General features: G+C 25.8%; 20 protein-coding genes and 1 pseudogene. 13 read left to right on the top strand and 8 right to left on the bottom strand.

From position 1 onward, the window contains the following. Positions 1 to 66 precede the first annotated feature (66 nt). On the bottom strand, positions 67 to 594 hold the full coding sequence (locus tag KQI36_RS16995; protein WP_216451928.1) for a hypothetical protein: 528 nt from the start codon (positions 592 to 594) through the stop codon (positions 67 to 69). A 420-nt stretch (positions 595 to 1,014) separates the two neighbouring features. Here KQI36_RS16995 and KQI36_RS16990 point away from each other — a divergent pair, with 420 nt between their 5' ends. Continuing rightward, positions 1,015 to 1,506, top strand: coding sequence for a PH domain-containing protein (locus KQI36_RS16990; RefSeq protein ID WP_216451927.1), 492 nt, complete (start codon positions 1,015 to 1,017; stop codon positions 1,504 to 1,506). Further along, positions 1,499 to 2,938: a PH domain-containing protein gene (locus KQI36_RS16985; protein ID WP_216451926.1), complete on the top strand. Its 1,440-nt coding sequence runs from the start codon at positions 1,499 to 1,501 to the stop codon at positions 2,936 to 2,938. The genes KQI36_RS16990 and KQI36_RS16985 overlap by 8 nt, the downstream gene beginning before the upstream one ends. 34 nt (positions 2,939 to 2,972) lie before the next feature. On the opposite strand, the gene KQI36_RS16980 is transcribed toward KQI36_RS16985, so the two are convergent. The 4 genes from KQI36_RS16980 to KQI36_RS16965 form a co-directional block, all read right to left on the bottom strand. Next, a complete protein-coding gene (locus tag KQI36_RS16980) occupies positions 2,973 to 4,523 on the bottom strand; it encodes a nitrite/sulfite reductase (protein WP_216451925.1) in 1,551 nt (516 codons plus the stop codon). 428 nt (positions 4,524 to 4,951) lie between these two features. After that, on the bottom strand, positions 4,952 to 5,719 hold the full coding sequence (locus KQI36_RS16975) for a hypothetical protein (protein WP_216451924.1): 768 nt from the start codon (positions 5,717 to 5,719) through the stop codon (positions 4,952 to 4,954). Then, positions 5,712 to 6,374, bottom strand: coding sequence for a hypothetical protein (locus KQI36_RS16970; RefSeq protein WP_216451923.1), 663 nt, complete (start codon positions 6,372 to 6,374; stop codon positions 5,712 to 5,714). The genes KQI36_RS16975 and KQI36_RS16970 overlap by 8 nt, the downstream gene beginning before the upstream one ends. A 291-nt stretch (positions 6,375 to 6,665) precedes the next feature. After that, positions 6,666 to 7,319: a PspA/IM30 family protein gene (locus KQI36_RS16965; RefSeq protein WP_010295541.1), complete on the bottom strand. Its 654-nt coding sequence runs from the start codon at positions 7,317 to 7,319 to the stop codon at positions 6,666 to 6,668. 262 nt (positions 7,320 to 7,581) lie between these two features. Between KQI36_RS16965 and mscL the strand changes: the two genes are divergently transcribed. Next, positions 7,582 to 7,986 carry a large-conductance mechanosensitive channel protein MscL gene (gene mscL, locus KQI36_RS16960; protein WP_010295539.1) on the top strand — a complete coding sequence of 135 codons (405 nt, stop codon included), beginning with the start codon at positions 7,582 to 7,584 and terminating at the stop codon, positions 7,984 to 7,986. A gap of 219 nt (positions 7,987 to 8,205) precedes the next feature. Here mscL and KQI36_RS16955 read toward each other — a convergent pair whose 3' ends face one another. Next, a complete protein-coding gene (locus KQI36_RS16955; RefSeq protein ID WP_216451922.1) occupies positions 8,206 to 8,445 on the bottom strand; it encodes a hypothetical protein in 240 nt (79 codons plus the stop codon). Between the two features lie 285 nt (positions 8,446 to 8,730). Between KQI36_RS16955 and KQI36_RS16950 the strand changes: the two genes are divergently transcribed. Further along, positions 8,731 to 10,098 (top strand): MATE family efflux transporter, encoded by a 1,368-nt coding sequence (locus KQI36_RS16950; protein ID WP_216451921.1) that lies wholly within the window; start codon positions 8,731 to 8,733, stop codon positions 10,096 to 10,098. 186 nt (positions 10,099 to 10,284) lie between these two features. Continuing rightward, positions 10,285 to 11,949, top strand: a complete 1,665-nt coding sequence (locus tag KQI36_RS16945; protein WP_216451920.1) for a ribonuclease J — start codon at positions 10,285 to 10,287, stop codon at positions 11,947 to 11,949. Between the two features lie 37 nt (positions 11,950 to 11,986). Here the strand turns inward: KQI36_RS16945 and KQI36_RS16940 are convergent, their stop codons facing one another. Next, positions 11,987 to 12,520 carry a 50S ribosomal protein L25 gene (locus KQI36_RS16940; RefSeq protein WP_010295531.1) on the bottom strand — a complete coding sequence of 178 codons (534 nt, stop codon included), beginning with the start codon at positions 12,518 to 12,520 and terminating at the stop codon, positions 11,987 to 11,989. A gap of 356 nt (positions 12,521 to 12,876) precedes the next feature. Here KQI36_RS16940 and KQI36_RS16935 point away from each other — a divergent pair, with 356 nt between their 5' ends. The 5 genes from KQI36_RS16935 to KQI36_RS16915 all read left to right on the top strand — a co-directional run bounded on the left by KQI36_RS16935 (position 12,877) and on the right by KQI36_RS16915 (position 16,609). Beyond that, entirely contained in the window at positions 12,877 to 13,443 is a 567-nt protein-coding gene (locus KQI36_RS16935; RefSeq protein WP_216451919.1) for a DUF5317 family protein, read from the top strand. Positions 13,444 to 13,524: 81 nt separating this feature from the next. Further along, on the top strand, positions 13,525 to 13,986 hold the full coding sequence (locus tag KQI36_RS16930; RefSeq protein ID WP_010295525.1) for a hypothetical protein: 462 nt from the start codon (positions 13,525 to 13,527) through the stop codon (positions 13,984 to 13,986). A gap of 3 nt (positions 13,987 to 13,989) precedes the next feature. Continuing rightward, complete coding sequence (locus KQI36_RS16925) at positions 13,990 to 14,646, top strand: accessory gene regulator ArgB-like protein (RefSeq protein WP_216451918.1); 657 nt, start codon at positions 13,990 to 13,992, stop codon at positions 14,644 to 14,646. Between the two features lie 75 nt (positions 14,647 to 14,721). Further along, positions 14,722 to 14,856, top strand: a complete 135-nt coding sequence (locus tag KQI36_RS16920) for a cyclic lactone autoinducer peptide (protein WP_010295521.1) — start codon at positions 14,722 to 14,724, stop codon at positions 14,854 to 14,856. A gap of 61 nt (positions 14,857 to 14,917) precedes the next feature. Next, positions 14,918 to 16,609 (top strand): bifunctional diguanylate cyclase/phosphohydrolase, encoded by a 1,692-nt coding sequence (locus KQI36_RS16915; RefSeq protein WP_216451917.1) that lies wholly within the window; start codon positions 14,918 to 14,920, stop codon positions 16,607 to 16,609. A 165-nt stretch (positions 16,610 to 16,774) separates the two neighbouring features. Here the strand turns inward: KQI36_RS16915 and pdxR are convergent, their stop codons facing one another. Then, positions 16,775 to 18,295 carry a MocR-like pyridoxine biosynthesis transcription factor PdxR gene (pdxR, locus tag KQI36_RS16910; RefSeq protein WP_216451916.1) on the bottom strand — a complete coding sequence of 507 codons (1,521 nt, stop codon included), beginning with the start codon at positions 18,293 to 18,295 and terminating at the stop codon, positions 16,775 to 16,777. A gap of 191 nt (positions 18,296 to 18,486) precedes the next feature. On the opposite strand from pdxR, the gene pdxS reads away from it, so the two are divergent. The 3 genes and pseudogenes from pdxS to KQI36_RS16895 all read left to right on the top strand — a co-directional run. Then, a complete protein-coding gene (pdxS, locus tag KQI36_RS16905; RefSeq protein WP_216451915.1) occupies positions 18,487 to 19,365 on the top strand; it encodes a pyridoxal 5'-phosphate synthase lyase subunit PdxS in 879 nt (292 codons plus the stop codon). 293 nt (positions 19,366 to 19,658) lie between these two features. Continuing rightward, positions 19,659 to 20,279 (top strand): annotated as a pseudogene (locus KQI36_RS16900) (IS607 family transposase). Continuing rightward, positions 20,251 to 20,690: helix-turn-helix domain-containing protein (locus KQI36_RS16895; protein WP_342357407.1), on the top strand; the 440-nt coding region annotated here is incomplete at its 3' end. The pseudogene KQI36_RS16900 and the gene KQI36_RS16895, both read left to right, overlap by 29 nt.

Genomic DNA, 20,690 nt, shown 5'->3' with positions numbered 1-20,690 from the left:
GCTGTCTTAAAATAGAATAAAGTCCTATTTTAAAGACAGCTTTTTAAAGTTTTTAGTTATGAATAGTTATTTTTTTATTAAGTCCCAAAATTTAAGTGTAGCTTCAAAATCTATAGTAATACTATTATCAGCTATAGATAAATCTTTTATATCTAAGTATTTAATAGCCGAGAAATTTAGAATTATATTATCATTAGCTTTATCTACTTGAATAAAATCAGTATCTTCTATAGCTGAAAAAATTTTTTCACTTGAAACAGGAATAAAACCTATAGAGCCTTTTTGGTATTTAAGTAGAATTGTATTATTTTCTGCATAAGGTTTAAATACAAACTTTGTTCTAAAAGGAATTTTATTATATTTAACATTTGCATTTAAAATTAATGAATCACCTTCTATTTCAATCTTTAAACCATCTAGATAGTTATTTAAATTAGAGTCTTTTTTTGCAGCCAAAATGCATAAATCTGTAAGTTCCTCATCATTTAATGTTGTATGAGATTTTAAAGAAAGCTCACTAAGATTTAATTTAAAGTCTTTTGGTAAAAATTTATCTACAAAGTCTTTCTCATTAAACTCTATAGTAGAATCCATAGGTTTAAGTTTAGTATTTGGATAAAAACCGAAATAATATAAGGCGGCTAAGGAAAAAAATAATAATATAATAACTATTAAAATTTTAATTGATTTTTTCATAATAATATTAAGGCATTATAAAAATAACTGTTAAATTTTATTATTAAAAAGGTAGCTAGGATTTACCTTTTGTATATTTTACGTTAAGAATTTATTAAAATATACCATAGTTAAATTTGCTAAAGCCTCTTTCTCCTATAATAAATTATACCTTAATTTTATAATTTTTAAAGAGCGTACATAGAAATTAATTTTTTAACTCAATAAATATTAGTTTTAAGTATAAAAAAGACCTTTTTAAGTAAAAAAATGAAAATTTGTACTATAAAAGATGCTACAATATATTAAAATATATAATAATTAGGGGGAGAAAAAGTTATGGAATATAATAAGCTTAATATTAACTCAAAAAAATCGTGGCTTATAGCAAGGTTAATAACAACTATTATATTTGGAGTTATTTTATACGGTGGACAGTGGTTTTTAAAAAAACAGTTTAATTGGAAATGGTTAACTAATTATAGTACTACTATAAACATAGTTATAGGAATAGTTATGGTATTTTTATTACTAAATACTTTTTTATATCCTATTATAGAATATAATCAATGGAGATACATAATAACTGAAGATAAGGTTGATTTTACAGAAGGGATTTTTACTTTAAAAAGAACTGTAATACCAATTTTAAGAATACAACACATAACAGTTACACAGGGACCTATAAATAAAGTATTTAATTTAGGTGATATATCTATAGTAACTGCTGGCGGTAGTCATAAAATTCCTAATATAGAAATGGCAAAAGCAGAAGAAATAAGTGAGTATTTAAAAAATAAGGTAAAGCAAAAGGTGGAAGAAAATGAGTAATTTAGAAAAACCTAATAGAAATCATTGGGTTGTAATTTTATCTCAATTATTAAAAATTATTTATGAATCAATAGTCTTTGTTGCAATAGTTTTTGTTAAATTAAAATGGTATTACGGATTTATAATTACTGCTTTAATGATTATATATTCTATTATTAAATGGAGACGAACTGTGTTTTATATAAAAGATAATATATTAGTTTTAAAAACTGGTGTAATTACTCTTTCAAAACAAGAAATTCCACTTTCTAAAATAACTACTGTAGATACACAGCAAAATATTATAAATAGAATACTTAATGTTTCTACTTTAAAAGTTGATAGTGGAGCTGTTGGTGAGGGAAAGTCTGAGTTAAGAGTAACAATAAAAACAAATCTTGCAAATAAATATAAAGATGCACTTTTAGAAAATAAAGTTGAGAGCATTAAAATAAACGATAATGAGGATAATATTATAAAGGCTACAAAAAAAGACATTTTTATATATGGCTTAACTAAAAATAAATTAGGATGGGTTTTTGGTTTATATGTTTTTCTTTCACAATTCTTAGATTTTATAAGTGAAAAAATAATAAACTCTGTTGGTGATAGTGCTCATGAAATTTTTCTTGGAGTGCAAGGTACAATAAGTGGAAAATCCATAATAGTTATTATAATATTAATTTTACTTTCAACAATTCTTATATACATTATAGTTTCTTTAATAGCTACATTGTTAGAGATTATAAGATATAATGATTTTAAACTTTATAAAAATAATAAAAAAGTAAATATAGAATATGGATTTTTTACAAAGAAAAAGTACTCACTATCACATAATAAAATACAGGGATTAAAATTAAAGCAAAACTTTATTCAACAATTTACGGGACTTTATACTATTGAAGGAATAATAGTTGGGTATGGTGACATGGAAGATAAAATTGCTATGATATTTCCTATAGCTAATAAAAATCAAAAGGATAAAATAATACAAAATATCTTTGATGATTTAGAATTTGAAGGAGATTTTAAAAAGCCAAAGAAAAGGGAGATTAGAAGGTTCATAATAAAAAGGTTGTTAATAACGATTATAATTACTTCTGCCATTTGTTATTTTATTCCTAAAATTGACTATAAAGTAAAAATAGGAGTTGTTGTTATATTAGCTTTATGGCAAATAATATTAGGATGTTTAAACTATAAAAATACATCAATAGGTCTAGATGAAAATGTTATAGTTATGTCTAGTGGCTCAAGAACTAAAATTACTCATTTAATAAAACAAAAAAGTGTACAATCTATAACAAAAAGTGAAACTTTATTTCAAAGATATTCAGGGGTTTGCGATTTGAACGTAGATATCTGTACAAATAATTTTGGAGAAGTTGTAACGGTTAGACATTTAGATAAAAAATTAATGATAACCTTAGAGGAAAATTTAATAATTTAATATAAAAGGTGGATATATCCACCTTTTATGTTATTTAAACAATATATTCACTAATAATATCTTTTAAAGTTTTTGTATTGTTATTTATAAGTTCATCAAAAGTTATGTTTTTATTTTTTATTTCGAGTGCAAGTTTGTATAACATTTTTGGAACACTATCTTCAGTGATATCACCATAAACTTCTCCAAGACATGCTTTGCCATATCCGAAAGCACCTCCAATATGAAGTTCAAAACATTTAGTAGAAATATTGTTGACTTTTTTCATTTTACCAGTTAATCCAATTTCTCCAACTTGGTGAACACCACAAGAATTAGGACAACCAGAAATATGAATGCTTGGAAGTATATCATCTTCAAGATTATGTTCCTTAAAATAGTCTATTATTGCATTAAGAGTACTTTGGCTTTCTGCAACTCCCATTTGGCATATTGGTACACCTATGCAAGATACAGATTGCTCAAGTTTATTTTCTCCACCTAGATTTTTAGTAACTTTTAAAATTCTTTCAGCCTCTTCACCATTTAAGTTTATAAAATATAATCCTTCTGTCATAGAAAGTCTAATCGTTGGTTTTTCTATTTTTTCAAGTTCATCTAATATTAGTTTGAAATTATCCATAGATAATTGACCACCAATAGGATGGAAGTAAACACTATATAAACCTTGTTGTTTTTGAGGTATAAGTCTTGAATTTTTCAAGTTTGTATTTATACCTTTTTTATTATAATTTATAGGTGTAATATTTAAATCTAAATCATAGTTTTCTATTGCAAATGCAAGATGTTTTTTATATTCTTTTATAAATCCATCTACTCCAAGTTTTTCAACTATATATCTAATACGGGCCTTGTTCTTATTTTCATAATTTCCTTCAGCCATAAAGAAATTAGTCATAGCCTCTACGTGATACAGTACATCTTTAGGTTCTACTAGCTCATCGAACTCTATAGCTACTTTGCCATTTCTTCCAAGTCCACCACCTAAATATACTCTAAAATAGTTTTTAGAATCTTTAGTACAAGCTAAAAAGCCAAGATCTTGAATTGTGCAATGTCCTTCATCGTTATCGCTGCTAGAAAAAGATACTTTTAATTTTCTAGGTAGTTTATATGTTGTAATTTTTTTCATGAAGTGTTCATTAACAGCTAAAGCATATGGTGTAACATCAAAAGCTTCAGTTTTATCTACACCAGAAAGGGGAGACATGGCAACGTTTCTAGGAAAGTTTCCACCACCGCCTCTTGTATATATTCCTTTGTTTATGCATTCATCCATAATGGAACATATATCTTCAATTGAAAGACCATGAAGTTGAATTGCTTGACGAGTTGTTAGATGAACCTTGTCTAAATTATATTTTTTTGCAATTGTATAAATATCTTTAAGATTTTCTAATGAAGCTACTCCAGAAGGAATTCTAAGTCTTATCATGAAATGTTCACCATCTCTGTGAGAATACACTCCAAAGCCTCCAGAGATACCTTTGAAATCTCCTCTTGAAAGCTCTTTGTTAATAAATTTCAAACCGGTTTTTTTAAACTCAGGAATTTCACTTAAAAATAGTTTTTTTAACTCACTCATTAATATCACCTTATATCCTTTTATTTTAAAATTAAAACATTAATAAACTATAAAAATTAAGTTTATACGTTTTCTTATACAATAATCATTTTTAAACATATAATTAGGTTTTAAGTATTTTATAGGGATGAAAGCTATAGATTTCATCTGTGCCTGTATTAAAAGATTTAACTTTAAATATATATTTACACATTCTATAATGTAACCTACTTTTGAGTATGCAATTCTTATGAACTGATAAAATTGTAATAAATCCCTTAAACCTTATATTGCAAATATACAACATAAGGTTTAAATATACAATATATGAAAGTTTTAAATGAAAATCATTAAAAAAATTAATGATATAAGTATAATAAATAATTTTATATAATTATACATTTAAAAATTTGTATAAAAAAAGCAGCTTTAAAAGCTGCCTTTAAAAATTATTTTATTTTAAATTTATAATAAAATATTAAAACTACAATTATAAATATAACTAGTACAATTAAATATGACGATATTCTAAATACTGAGTTATTAAAATGTAACCATCTAGAACTACTACGTACTTTTGAAGTGTTTTGCTTATATGTAGAACTTTTAGAGTTTGTAGTGGTTTTATTTGTTTCATTACTAGTACCTTTAGGAGTAGTAAAACTACCAGACTTTACTTTTGATTCACTTGTAGTTGCTTCATTTTTAGATTTTGAACTATTGGATTTCTGATTAGAGAAATTTCCAGAATTGATTTTTGAATCATTTACAGTTTTATCTGTAGACACACTACTTTTAGATTTATCAGTAGTAGATTTTGATTTGGTATCTGTTTTAGGTTTAGAAAAACTACCGGAACTTGCTTTTGAATTAGTGGTAGATTTACTTTTAGTTACATCACTTTTAGGTTTAGTTGAAGATTTCGAACTATCAGACTTAGAAAAACTACCAGACTTTACTTTTGAATTAGTTGTAGGCTTATTTTTAGTAACATTACTTTTAGGTTTAGTTGAGGATTTGCTTGTGGAGGTACTAGACTTAGAAAAGCTACCAGAACTAACCTTGGAACTACTTTTAGATTTACTTACAGATGTAGTTTTTGATTTTGAATGACTACTAGATTTAGCAAAAACAACGGCATCATTACTAAAAAATCCTGTGAAAACAAAAATAGATAAGAAAATTACAGTTAAAAATCGAGCTAATATATTATTCATAACAATTTAGCTTAACAAAAGAATCATATATTTTATCTAAATCTTCTTTAGTAATAGGTAAATACTCTACTTCACCATTTAGATATTTTACATATTCTAATATATGTTGATTATTTCTATTATTGTTTTCTACTAAGTATATATAATATTTATTTTCTTTTAACTCTTCTAACAGTCCTAGAGGTTCAAAGTTTACATCTCTTTCTTCATCGTTAGAATATAAAGTAATAGTATTTAGCCCCTTAGTTATACAGTTATCCGTCTTATTGCAGTTATGAACATAGTAAGAGGGAAGGCAATTTAAACATTTTTTAAAAGAACAGCTGGATACGCATTTTAAACATTTACACTTTCTACAAAGTTCTAATTTTTTCAAATCGTTAATTATAGTAGATTTATAATCTAAAACTTCAGTTTTATATTTTTCATCACTTTTTAAAAAATCAAAAAAGTCTTTTTTATCAGCTTTATAATCTGCATCATCTAACCTATCTAAATAATCTTTTATTATATGAACTTTCTTTATAAAAAATCTACTATTATAATCATCTTCATCTAGCAATTCGCTAATATTATCTATAGATAATATTAATTCAGTATATAAATCTTTATAGTAATTTCTTTCGCTATTTGTAAATTCTTTTATTTTATTCAAGTGATTCACTTCCTTGTTTATTAAAGTATAAGGTTAAAATCTAATTTTAAAGGTTGAATAGATAAAAAAGTAAAACAAGCTCGTAATCATATAAACTAATATTCAATTTTGTATAAAATATTTTTAAATTATTAAATTTAAATGAGAGCTTGCTTACGTATATAGGTTTCAAAGTTTAATTTTAAATTGCTAATTTCAAAACTTGTATAGATCCAATAGTGATGTATGCTCCAAAGTACGTAAAATTCAACATTACATTGTTACATTTTAGAGGAGCTTATTTCACTATAGTTATCTATATTTGTCTAATTCAGATTTTAAGTCCTGTGAATTTAAATTTTCATTTAAATAGGACTTTAACTCATCTTCCGGATTTTCTTCTTTGAATGACTCTAGACCATTAGCATAATTTTCTTTTTCTTGTATTTTTCTCTCAATTTCATCTATAGAAATATTAGAATCTTTATTTACATTAGTTAAAATTTCATTAACTTTAGCTTGAGCTTCAGCAGTAGAATATCTTGCAGCAAGTTCTGATTTTTTTGATTTTAATTCTTCAACTTCATTTTCAAGCTTTTTTATATTTTCTTTAACTAAATTAGCACTAGTAGAAATTTTTTCTATAGTAATATTTAAACTTTCAAGCTTTTTATCTAAATCTTTTTTCTTAACTAAAAATTTAGTTGCTTTTTCTTCATCATTGTTAGATAAGGCTTTTTTAATACCTTCCTCATATTGAGAAATTGTACTTTTAAGTTCATTTACCTCTCTTCTTTTTTCATTGATAGAACCTATAAAAGATGCACTTTCTCTTTTAGCATTGTCTACAGCAGTTTGCCTATTTCTTATAGCTACATCTATTTGTTCAATAGGATTTTCTAATCCATCTAGAACTTTATTTGCTTTACCACTAAGTATATTTGATAATCTTGTAAAAACTCCCATTTTTAATTACTCCTTTTAAAATAAACTAGTATTATAAAAAACTAATTTATTTTTTAAATTTAATATATTTCCTTATATTATACATAAAATATTAAAAAAAACCAATAAATTCAATAAATTAACAATAAAAATTAAAATCTATTTGTCGAAGTTATAATAAAAATATCTTAATATGCGATTCAAATAAGCGAATATTGAAAAATTATAATTACAATTTCTTTGGATAAACTATTATTATTAAAGCTAAAAAGGTGGTGCAGTTTTGAAAAAATTAATTAAAGAATTTAAAGAATTTGCAGTAAAGGGTAATGTAATAGATTTAGCTGTAGGTGTAGTAATTGGAGGAGCATTTAGTAAAATAGTTACATCTATGGTAAATGATATAATAATGCCGATAGTAGGATTTTTTACAGGAGGAATTAATTTCTCACACTTTGCTATTGAAATTGTTAAGGAAACACAAAATAAGCCAGCAATAACACTGAATTTAGGAATGTTTTTGCAAAACGTGGTAGATTTTTTAATTATAGCATTATCTATATTTATAGTTATAAAATTTATAAATAAGTTTAAGAAAAAATATGAAAAAGAAGAATTGAAAGAAATGAAAATAAATGAAGAGTTAGAAATCTTAAAAGAAATAAGGGATGTTTTAAAAAATAAATAAAATAAATTAAGGTTTTACAAGTTGTTTCCATAAAAATATTATAATTATAGTTAGTGATAGTTATAATATTTAACTGCCTAAGGTAAGTTTAAGGCAATTTATTAACTAGCAGTAAATTATTAATCCTAAATTCTAAATATATATTTAAAAATAATTAGATAAAAAAAGATAAAGTCAGTATAGTTTGACTTTATCTTTTTTATAATTTTTACATTTAAATTAATAATTAATTCCAGATGCAAGTATATTTTCTTTATTCATAGAACTACAAGGTGTAACACCATAAGTCATATTACAGTGTGGACATTTATCCACATGTGTAGTCATTATAAATGTATTACCACAAGAACATTGTATTTCATGTTCCACTTTCATTTTTAAATCTTGTTTTTCTTTACTTCTTACTAAATCTACTATAGCTTTCCCGTCTTTTTCTAATCCAGTACATCCACAACTCATATTTAAATCCTCCTAAAATGTAAACTTTAAATTATAATATTATTTTACTCATGTAATTTTTACAGTTTAATAACTTGAATATATTAAGTTAGAAAGTGTCTTTTAACTTCTTTGTTTTATTATATAAAATATTTTCATAAAAATCCGTAACTATTGTTACCAATTTTTGATTTTTGTAAGATATTACGCTCTTTATATATTATTAGATTTGTAGTATAATTTAAAAGATTAATAAAAAGTGAATGGCGATTCATAAAAATAAATTTAAGAAAGAAGGGACTATTTATGGAGTTAAAGAATACAGATTTAGGCAAAGATAATATAGGGAACTTATTATTTAAATTAGCTACTCCAGCTATAATAGCTCAAATAGTAAATGTACTATATAACATAGTGGATAGAATTTTTATAGGAAGAATAGAAAATGGAGATATAGCTATGGCCGGTGTTGGTATTGCTTTTCCTATAATTATGATAATATCTGCTTTTGCAGCTTTAATCGGAATGGGTGGGGCGCCACTTGCTGCTATAAAAATGGGTGAGAAAGATAATGATAGTGCAGAAAAAATACTTAGCAATAGTTTTTCAATGCTTATAATAATATCATTAATTTTAACGGTTACATTTTTAATTTTTAATGAACCAATATTGTGGGCATTTGGTGCAAGTAACGCAACTATAGGGTTTGCAAAGGATTATTTAATTATATATTTAATAGGTACATTGTTTGTTCAAATATCATTAGGAATGAATCCTTTTATAAATACTCAAGGTTTTGCAAAAATAGGAATGATTACTGTACTTATTGGTGCTGCTGTAAACATATTATTAGATCCAATTTTTATATTTGTATTTGATATGGGTGTTAAAGGGGCAGCGATAGCTACAGTTACTGCTCAATTTGTTTCAGCATTATGGGTTATATTCTTTTTGTTTGGGAAAAAAAGTATTTTAAAAATAAGAAAAAAATATATGGTTCCAAATTTAAAAATAATTTATCCAATTATAACGTTAGGAGTTGCACCATTTATAATGCAATCCACTGAAAGCTTAGTTTTAATTACATTAAATAATAAACTTCAGGTATATGGTGGTGATTTAGCAGTAGGAGCTATGACTATAATGAGTAGTATTAGTCAAATAGTAACGCTACCACTTACAGGGCTTACTCAAGGTGCACAACCGATAATAAGTTATAATTTTGGAGCAAAGAATATTGATAGAGTTAAAGATACTTTTAAATTGTTATTGAAATCTTCCATAATTTATGCCGTAGTTGTATGGATATCTCTTATGGTATTCCCAGAAGTTTTTGTCAGTATATTTAATGATAAACCAGAACTTTTAGCTATAACTTCTTGGAGTATAAAAATATTCTTTGGTGGAATTTTTGCTATAGGAGCTCAAATAGCATGTCAACAAACTTTCTTAGCATTAGGACAAGCTAAAACATCGCTATTTCTTGCATTGTTAAGAAAAATAGTACTTCTTATACCGTTAACATTTATAATTCCTATTTTTATGGAAAATAAACTTCAAGGAGTATTACTTGCAGAGCCAGTTGCAGATATAATTGCAGCAATTACTACAGTAACTTGTTTTACTATATTTTATAAAAAAACATTGACTAAAATGGAAAATCAACTTAATTAACTATTTAATTGCTTAAGATATAACTTAGAAAATTATAGATGTAAAGAGGCTGTACAAGAATGTAGTTTTATAACTTACTTCTGTATAGCTTTTTTATATTTATTTAGGTTAATTTTTTGTTTTAGAATTAATTTATACCTATATAGGAATAATAATTTTAAACATTACAAATAAGGAGGGTTTTTAGTGTCGATTGAAGAAAAATTAAAAGTTATTCCACTAGGTGGTTTAGGGGAAATAGGAAAAAATATTACAGCTATAGAATATAAAGAAGAAATTATAGTTATAGATTGTGGAGCAGCATTTCCAGATGAAGAAATGTATGGCGTAGATTTGATAATACCAGATGTTACCTATTTACTTAATAATAAAGAAAAGATAAAGGGGATTTTTATAACCCATGGTCATGAAGATCATATAGGTTCACTGCCATATATATTAAAACAAATAAATGTACCTGTATATGGTAGTAAATTAACTTTAGGAATAATTGAAAAAAAGCTAAAAGACAGTAATTTAAAGTTTGAATATAAATTAAATGTAGTTGCTCCTGGTAATATTATAAAACTTGAAAATTTAGCAATAGAGTTTATAAGAACAACTCATAGTATTGCAGATTCTTGTGCTATAGCAATTCATACTCCACTTGGAACAATACTTCATACTGGTGATTTTAAAATAGATTATACACCAATTGATGGATTATTTATGGATTTACAAAGAATATCTGAGATAGGAAAAGAAGGTGTACTGCTTTTAATGGCCGATAGTACTAATGCAGAGAGAGGTGGACACACTATTTCAGAAAAATCTATTGGAGAAACTTTAAATAAAATATTTTCTAAGGCTGATGGCCGTGTAATTGTGGCTACATTTGCATCTAATATTCATAGAATGCAACAAATAATAAACTCATCTATCAAACATGGAAGAAAGGTTGCTTTTAGTGGAAGAAGTATGGAGAGCATATCAGAAGTTGCAAGGGAGTTAGGATATTTACACATACCAGATGATTTTGTTATAGAAGTTGATGAAATTGCTGGAATAGATAATGACAAAGTTACTATAGTAACTACAGGAAGTCAAGGAGAGCCAATGGCGGGATTGGCAAGAATAGCTTTTTCTACTCATAAAAAAATTAAAGTAGAACCAAAGGATTTATTTATTATATCAGCATCACCAATTCCAGGTAATGAAAAATTAATATCAAGAGTTATCAATCAGCTATTTAAAAAAGGGGCAGATGTAATATACGAGGATTTAGAAGAAGTACACGTATCAGGTCATGCCTTTAGGGAAGAGTTAAAATTGATGCACAGATTAGTAAAGCCTAAATATTTCATACCAATACATGGAGAGTATAGACACTTAAAACATCATAAAGATTTAGCAGAAAGTTTAGGTATGGATAAGAATAAAATATTTATATTGGAAAATGGAAGTGTTTTTGAAGCAACAAAGGATAATGCAAAATTATGTGGAAAAGTTAAAACAGGAAATATACTAGTAGATGGTCTTGGTGTAGGTGATGTAGGCAATATAGTGCTTAGAGACAGAAGGCATTTAGCACAAGAGGGAATGGTAACTATTGTTGTTGCAATAGAAAAAGAAAGTTATACATTAATCTCAGGTCCAGATGTGATAACTCGTGGATTTGTTTATGTGAAAGAGTCAGAAGAATTAATAGGTAAAGTTAAAGAGGTTGCTAAAAAAGAGTTAGAGGATGCATTAGGAAATCAAATAATTGAGTGGTATCTTTTAAAATCTAATATGAAAAGAGCTGTTGAGACATTAATATATGAAAAGACTAAAAGAAGGCCTACAATCTTACCTATTATAATGGAAATTTAAAAAAATAAAGAGACTGTATTTTATACAGTCTCAAGTTTTAGTTAACTATAGCTAGTAAAGTTTCCGGCTCAGTTATAAATTTGACACCTTCAGGAAGAGGTATATCTTTTACATAAATTTTATCGTTATATTCTTTATCTCCAACATATAACTCTATAAATTCAGGTATTTTTTCAACTTCACCTTGAAGTTCAACTTCATTTAAGAAGTTTTCTACAACTAATCTCTTTAAGGCAAGGTTTTCATGACCTTTAAGACTTACTGAAAGTTTTAATTTAATTATCTCTTTTTCAACAACTTGTTGGAACTCAACGTGCAATACTTTTCCTGATACTGCATCCTTATCAACTTTCTTAACGACACAAAGTTTTGAAGTTCCATTAAGATTAAGTCTTATTATTGAACCTTCAGAATTTGATCTAAGTAATTTGATTAATGTAGAGTTGTCAATTTTAACTGGTATATTTGTTTCTAAACATTTCCCAAATATTATTCCAGGAACTTCTCCATGTGCTCTTAATTTTTTACCTTTTTCATTTGCATTTCTTTCTTTTATATCAACTATATTCATATCTTAAACTCCTTAACTGTAAAATTATTGTTTTTGTCATTTTTACTTATAAAATCAAATTCTAAAGCAATTTAAGATAATACTTCACATATTAGGAGGTCTTAAATCTGCTTAAGAAATTGTAAGTACCCCTCCACATATGCATCACTCTCCTTTTTAGGTTATAGTATTAACTCTATTTTAACTGGAAAAAAAATAAAATAAAGGGAATAGAGTAATTGTTTACATTTTGTTAATAAATATTATAATAATTGTTAAAATAAACAATAATTTGTAAAATATATTTGCAAATAGTTAAAAAAATATGTTATTATAAGACATGAAATGCTATAGAATTATTTTATTAGGGAGAATTTATGATAGAAACTATTTTTTTAGCTTTTTTAATTGGAAAAATAAAAGGGTATAAAATAAAGCCTATATTTAAAACTTGGCAGATATATCCTCCAATATTTTTAGAAATAATTTGTTTTATATTACAAATTAATATTTTTCGTGGGAATTATCATACTATAATTTATTTAAAGAATATAAAGACAATTTATTTAATGTCATATATTTTTTTAATTTTAAAATATAAGGAGTATGTACAAGCTATTATAGGGTCTGTATTTATCTTTATAGGTAGTATTTTAAATAAAATAGCTATATTAAAAAATAATGGTAAGATGCCAGTATTTCCAACTTTATCATATAAAACTGGATATGCAACAAAGGAAGCTTTTAGTATAGTTAAAGATATACATATCTTAGGTGACAAAAATAGTAGTGTGATTTTTTTAACAGATATTTTTGATTTGGGATACAGTGTTTTAAGCATCGGGGATATATTAATACGTGCTTATGTATTTATTATAATTTACACTTCTATTAAGTTGGCAAGCAAAAAACAAGACGAAAATAATTCATTAAAAGTAATATAGAATAATTTATGATAGGATTAAATTTTATACTTCTAAACAAACAAATGAAAAATTCCTTGTATATATGGAGGTGTAAAAAAGATGCTTAGTTTATCTTTTTTAGAAATAGTATGTAGAGTATTGCCAGAAAGTCTTATAATTTTATTTGGTATGTATACATTTTCAAGAACAGAATTTAATATGAAAAATTATATAAATTCTAGTATAGTATTGGTTATTTGTATATACATTATAAGAAAATTGCCTATAAATTTTGGAGTTCATACTATTTTAAATATACTTATATTAGTGGTGATAAGCCATATCTTGAACAATATAGATGTAATTTCAAGTGTTAAGATAGCAATTAAACTATCTATACTTCAATTTTTTAGTGAAGGTCTTAATATATTATTTATTAAAAACATTTTAAATAAAAATATAGTTTACATTTTTAATGATAGTTATATGAAAGTTATGTATGGGTTACCATCCTTGGTAATTTTCATTGCTTTAATAAGTTTAATAAGATATGGATTTGGAAGGGAAAGTGGAGAGTTTTAAATTATGCTTAAAATAGTAAATGCAATCTCTAAATGGATGGCAATAAAATTAGATTTAGATGATGAAAAAAAAGATGTTATAGCATATGGTATGTTTGCATTCTTTCAAAGTATATTTTGTATTTTATTAGTAATTATAGTAGGATTCATTTTTCATGCAATTGTAGAAGCATTAATAATATCATTTACTATAGCTATTTTAAGAAAATCTTCTGGTGGAATTCATGCAAGTACTCCAGGAATATGTGCAATAGTAGGAACTTTAGTACCTATAATTTGTTCTTTGATTATAAAAAATATTAATATAACATTATATATAGTTATATTTTTTGGAGTAATAGCATTTTTAGTATCTTATATATTAGTGTATAAGTTAGCGCCGGTAGATAGTATAAAAAAAACTATAAAAAATACCAAAAAACGCTTAAAACTTAAAAGAAAATCTATAATAACAATTAGTGTATATTTAGTTTTAGTCATATTGAATCTTATAGCATATTACATGTGGGAAAACTATGATTTAATGGTTTATTCTTTGTGTATTTGTAGTGGGATGTTATGGCAAGTTTTTACGCTTACTAAAATAGGACATCTTTTGTTAAGTAAAGTAGATGGTTTTTTAAGTAATATAATTAGTTATGAGGCATGTGAAAAAAGATAGTAGATTATAATTACAAAAAAGAAGTAATTTAATTTATTATTTAATTTGATGTGCCATATAAGGGAGGGGAACTTTATGAGAAAATCTAGAAACAAAATATTAATGTTAGTAGCAACAGCTATGACAGTTGTAGCTTCAACAGTAGCATCAGCAGCATGTTACTGGGCATTTTATCAACCAGAAGAACCTAAAAGTTTAAGAGATGAATAGTAAATAAAGATCGGTTTATCCGGTCTTTATTTTAAAAATTAAGTAAAAAAGGGTAAATTCTATGAAAGATAGTGAAAAAGTAAAGATAAAACAAATCAATGATATTGTATCTATAGTAAAAATAGCATCATTATTTTTTGTTACTATAATATTTTTTGATGTGATGTTTCAAAAAAATGGATACTTAGATATGTTTATATACAATAATATAGATTTTATATGTTTTATGCTTCCTATTCTTTTATTAACAGGTATTTATACACTTTGGACATTTTCAATTAGCAAGAGATATTGTGAAAAAAGTCATAAGAAAATACATATAATTGAAAATATGATTTTTGTAGTATTATTATTCTTTTGTATAATTGTTTCAGGTGGTTATACTAGTGAGTATAAATTAATATTTCTATTTATAATTATAACCTCTACCATACAGTGTGGCATGAATCATGGATTGCTTATAGCAGCTAGTTCTTCCATCTTAATATTAGCATTAGATTTAATATGTGGACCCAATAAAAGTGTTAATCAATATTTTCAAAGGGACTTAATACTAAGTGGTATTTTTATGTTAACTGCTTGGCCTCTTGGTTATTATGTAAAAATAGAAAAAGAACATATTAAAGAGTTAGAAAAAGCAATTAATAAAGATGGATTAACAAATGTATATAACCATAGATATTTTCAAGATAAAATACGAGAACAAATAAGAATAGCGAAAGAAACTAAGGATTCTGTTGGTATTATATTTTTAGATATAGATTTCTTTAAAAATTATAATGATCTTTATGGCCACCAAAATGGAGACAAAGTTCTTTTTAAGGTAGCAAAACTATTAGAGCAAAATGTTAGAAAATGTGATATAGTTTCAAGATATGGTGGGGAAGAATTTTCAATTATTCTACCTTCAATAGATGAATGTGAACTTATAAAGATTGCTGAAGATATAAGGAAAATTATTGAAAAATATAAATTTTATGGGGAAGAAAATCAACCTAAAGGTAAGCTTACAGTGTCAATAGGGGTTTCTTTATATCCGTCTAAAGCTGATGATGCAGAAGAACTTATCAAAACTGCTGATGATGCTTTATACAGGGCTAAATTCTTAAGTAGAAATAGAACAGAGTTTTATGAATGTATTTTTGAAGGAATTAATTTTAATGTATGTAAAGAGGACGCTGAGAAAATAACTTCTATAAAAACATTGATAAGTGTTATAAATTCTAAGGATAAATATACTTATGGTCATTGTGAAAGAATGGTTTTTTATACTAAATTAATAGGTGATAAAATCAAATTAAGTAACAATGATATAAAAACATTAGTATATTCAGCTTATCTTCATGATGTAGGAAAAATTCATATTGATAAAGATATATTAACTAAAAAATCTACTTTAAATGAGAGGGAATGGAATATTATAAAGGAACATCCCATAAAAGGTGCTGAACTTATAAGCCAAATTAATCCATTAAAGGATATATCTGAAATAATATTACATCATCATGAAAGGTATGATGGGAATGGTTATCCAAGTAAATTAAAAGGAAAAGAAATACCCTATTTATCTAGAGTATTGACAGTAATTGATAGTTTTGATGCTATGACATCAAACAGACCATATGGAAAAAAGAAAGATTATAAGGAGGCAATTGAAGAATTAAAAAGATGTAGTGGTTCTCAATTTGATCCGGATATTGTTAGGATTTTTATAGATGCTATATATGAAAAAAAAGACATGTTGGAATTTTAAACTTTATGAAAATATATGATTATTTAATTTTAATAATAATCATATATTTTTTTATTTAAAAGGTTATAAATTTATATGACTATAAAAAATAAATAGTTTAATAGTATTTTATAAAAAGGATAACTTAAAGTTTATCTCAAATTTTAAGTTATCCTTTTAAACTCTTTAAATCATTGGTGTTAAGTAAGTTTTTTTAGTGGTTTTATTAATAAGTTTTAAAACTATATCGTTTATAATTGAAACACCTGTTTTTATTTCATCTACATTAGTTCCAGCAAAACTAAGTCGTATAGTCTTATCCATATTATCACATTTGGAAGTATAAAATATTTTACCTGGTACTAAAAGTACATCTTTTTTTGCACATTCTAAATAGAGCTTTGTTGCATCTAATTCTTTAGGTAGCGTTAACCAAAAATTAAGCCCACCCTGTGGTTTGAAAAAAGTTATACCGTATTTTTCAAGTTTATTAAGTTCATATACCATTGCATCATATTTACTTTTATAAATATTCTTCATATAAGATAAATGATTTTCCCATTGTCCTTTTTCAAAATATATATGAAGTGCCCTTTGGATTAAACCAGATGAAGAAATATCAGTTGTGTGTTTAGCCATCATAAATTTATCAACAATTATTTCAGGACAAGTGACAAAACCTATTCTTAAGCCTGGCATTAAAAGTTTAGAAAAACTTTTTACATATATTACACGGTCATTTGTATCTAATGATTTTAAAGTTGTATTCATAGAAAAATTAGAAAATGAAAGACCTGCTAATGAGTCATCTTCAACTATATAAAAATTATACTTATCAGCCATTTTTAAAATCTTATATAGTTTTTCCTCACTATAAGATATTGTAGTTGGATTTTGAAATTTAGTCATAAGATATACAAGTTTTGGATGATATTTCTTTACATTTTCTTCTAAAATATCAGTATCTATCCCGTCATGCAACATTGGTACTCCTACAATTTGAGCATCTCTAGATTTAAAAACAGAAACAGCGCCACTATAAGTAGGGTTTTCGGTTATAACATAATCGCCAGGGTTTAAAAGGCATTTTCCAATAATATCAATACCTTGTTGTGCACCAGAAACTATTTGTATGAAATCTGATGGAACCTTTATTGAATTTGATCTTAATAAATAATCAGAAAGAGCTTCGCGTAAAGGTTCATAACCATTACTTTCCTGATAGCCAAATGCAAAGCCCTTATCTCTATCAAGAACTTCGTTTAATGCACTTTTAAATATATCTACAGGAAATATGCTAGGGTCTGGCGTAGCACTAGCAAAGTTAATTGCATTTTCAGAAATTTCAATTTGGCCACTAGTCATAAGTTTTATATTTTCATATTCATAATCATAGTCATCATTTTGTATCGGTGAAAAATATTCTTTTGTAGTATCGCTCGGTACAATTTTTTTAAATTTTCTATCTTTGATATAATATCCACTACCTTTAACAGCAGTAACATAATCATTAACTTCTAAATGCTTATAAGCATTTACTATAGTTACATTATTTACATCAAGTTCTGTAGCCAATTTACGTATAGGTGGAAGCTTATCACCAATAGATAGTTCACTTTTATCTATAAGTTTCTCTATACTATTAGCAATTTGCATATACATTGGGACACTACAATTTTTATCCAATTGTATCGATAAAGTATCCATTAAAAACATTCCTTTCGAAAATTGTATTATAAATTTCAAGATTGTATTGACAACCTTAAAATTGTATGCAATAATTTAATTGTTTGAACGATACAAAATATATTTTTAGTACATATATCTATAAATAAAAACAAATTGTATCGTTACACTTATTATATATTAATATTTTAATTTTGTAAAGGGGAGATATTATGGGAAACAAATATGAATCAAAGAAAAATATTGCCGAAATGTTAAAGGGCGGAGTAATTATGGATGTTGTAAATGTAGAGCAGGCTAAAATAGCTGAAAAAGCAGGAGCTGTTGCAGTAATGGCTTTAGAACGTGTTCCATCAGACATAAGAAAACAAGGTGGAGTTGCAAGAATGTCTGATCCTAAAATGATAAGAGAAATAAAAAAAGCGGTTTCTATTCCTGTAATGGCAAAAGTAAGAATAGGACACTTTGTTGAAGCTCAAATTTTAGAAGCGATACAAATAGATTATATAGATGAAAGTGAAGTTTTAACACCAGCAGATGAAGATTTTCACATAGATAAAAAAGCTTTTAATATTCCATTTGTATGTGGTGCAAGAAATCTTGGAGAAGCTTTGAGAAGAATAGGAGAAGGAGCCCTAATGATAAGAACTAAGGGTGAAGCTGGAACAGGTAATGTAGTGGAAGCAGTTAGACATATGAGACAAGTTACAGATGATATAAAAAAAGTAAAAAGTGCTACAAGGGAACAATTGATGACAATTGCCAAAGACATGGGAGCACCTTTTGATTTAATAGAATATGTTTATGAAAATGGAAAGTTACCGGTTGTTAATTTTGCAGCAGGTGGTATAGCTACACCAGCAGATGCAGCACTTATGATGCAACTTGGTTGTGATGGAGTTTTTGTAGGATCTGGAATATTTAAATCTTCTAATCCAGAAAAAAGAGCAGAAGCTATAGTAAAAGCAGTAAGAAATTACAATAAGCCAGAAATTCTTGCTCAAATATCAGAGGATTTAGGAACAGCTATGGATAGTCTTGATATAAGAGAAATTCCTGAAAATAGTTTATATGCTAATAGAGGATGGTAGTATTATAATAGGTAAAAAGTAAAATGAAAATATAGACTATGTCAAAATGAAATTAAAGTTTTGACATAGTTTTTATTTTTTTAGCTGGATGTTTTCTATGGCTATAGATTTATTGTTAATAAGGTAAACTAATGTTATAATAAAGAACTAAAGGAATTTTTATGAAACGTAAATATTAAGGTTATAAATTACATATTAAGGAGCTAAGTAATAGTTGCTAAATTTATTGAAATTAGTGTAAAAATGTGTTGAAATGTACTCATAAAAGGAAGTGAGTATATTAAATGAAACATATTACAAATTATAAGCCAAAAGATTTTGTTGAATTACTAAACGTATCAGTAAAAACACTTCAATGTTGGGATAGAGAAGATATATTAAAAGCAAAAAGAACTCCTACTAATCGAATGTATTATACTTATGACCAATATTTAGAATTCAAAGGTTTAAAAAAAAGAAATGGAAAGAAAAATAATCATTTATACAAGAGTTTCTACCAACAATCAAAAAGATGATTTAAAAAATCAAATTGAATTTCTAAAGAATTTTGCAAATGATAAAGGTATTATTGTTGATGACGTTATATCTGATATAGGAAGTGGATTAAATTATAACCGAAAAAATGGAATAAACTTTTAGATGAATGTATGGAAAATAAAATTGATTTTATTTTAATAACCCATAAAGATAGATTTATACGTTTTGGTTACAATTGGCTTGAAAGATTTTTAGTAAAATTTGATGTCAAAATAATAGTTGTTAATAATGAAAGTTTTTCACCTCAAGAAGAATCAGTTCAAGATAAAATATCAATATTACATGTTTTTAGTTGCAGAATTTATGGTCTTAGAAAGTATAAAAAAAAGATTAAGGAGGATGAAGAAATTGAAAAGAGCTTACAAGATAGAGATTAAACCTACTTTAGAACAAAAAATAAAAATACATCAAACTATAGGAATATCAAGGTTTATATATAATTTCTATCTTGCTCATAATAAAGAAATTTATCAAAAAGAAAAAAGCTTTGTAAGTGGAATGGATTTTTCAAAATGGCTTAATAATGAATATATCCCTAAGAACCAAGATAAAAAGTGGATAAAAGAAGTATCTTCTAAAGCTACAAAACAAGCTATTATAAATGGAGAAAAAGCTTTTAAAAAATTCTTTAAAGGAGAAACAAGTTTTCCTAAGTTCAAGAAAAAGAAGAATAAAGATGTTAAAGCTTATTTTCCTAAGAATAATAAAACTGATTGGACTATAGAAAGACATAGAGTTAAGATACCAACGATTGGGTGGATGAGATTAAAAGAATATGGGTATATACC

Source organism: Clostridium senegalense, assembly GCF_018916625.1.
GTDB classification, from domain to species: Bacteria; Bacillota; Clostridia; order Clostridiales; family Clostridiaceae; genus Clostridium_J; species Clostridium_J senegalense.
This window is presented reverse-complemented; position numbering and strand designations above follow the sequence as displayed.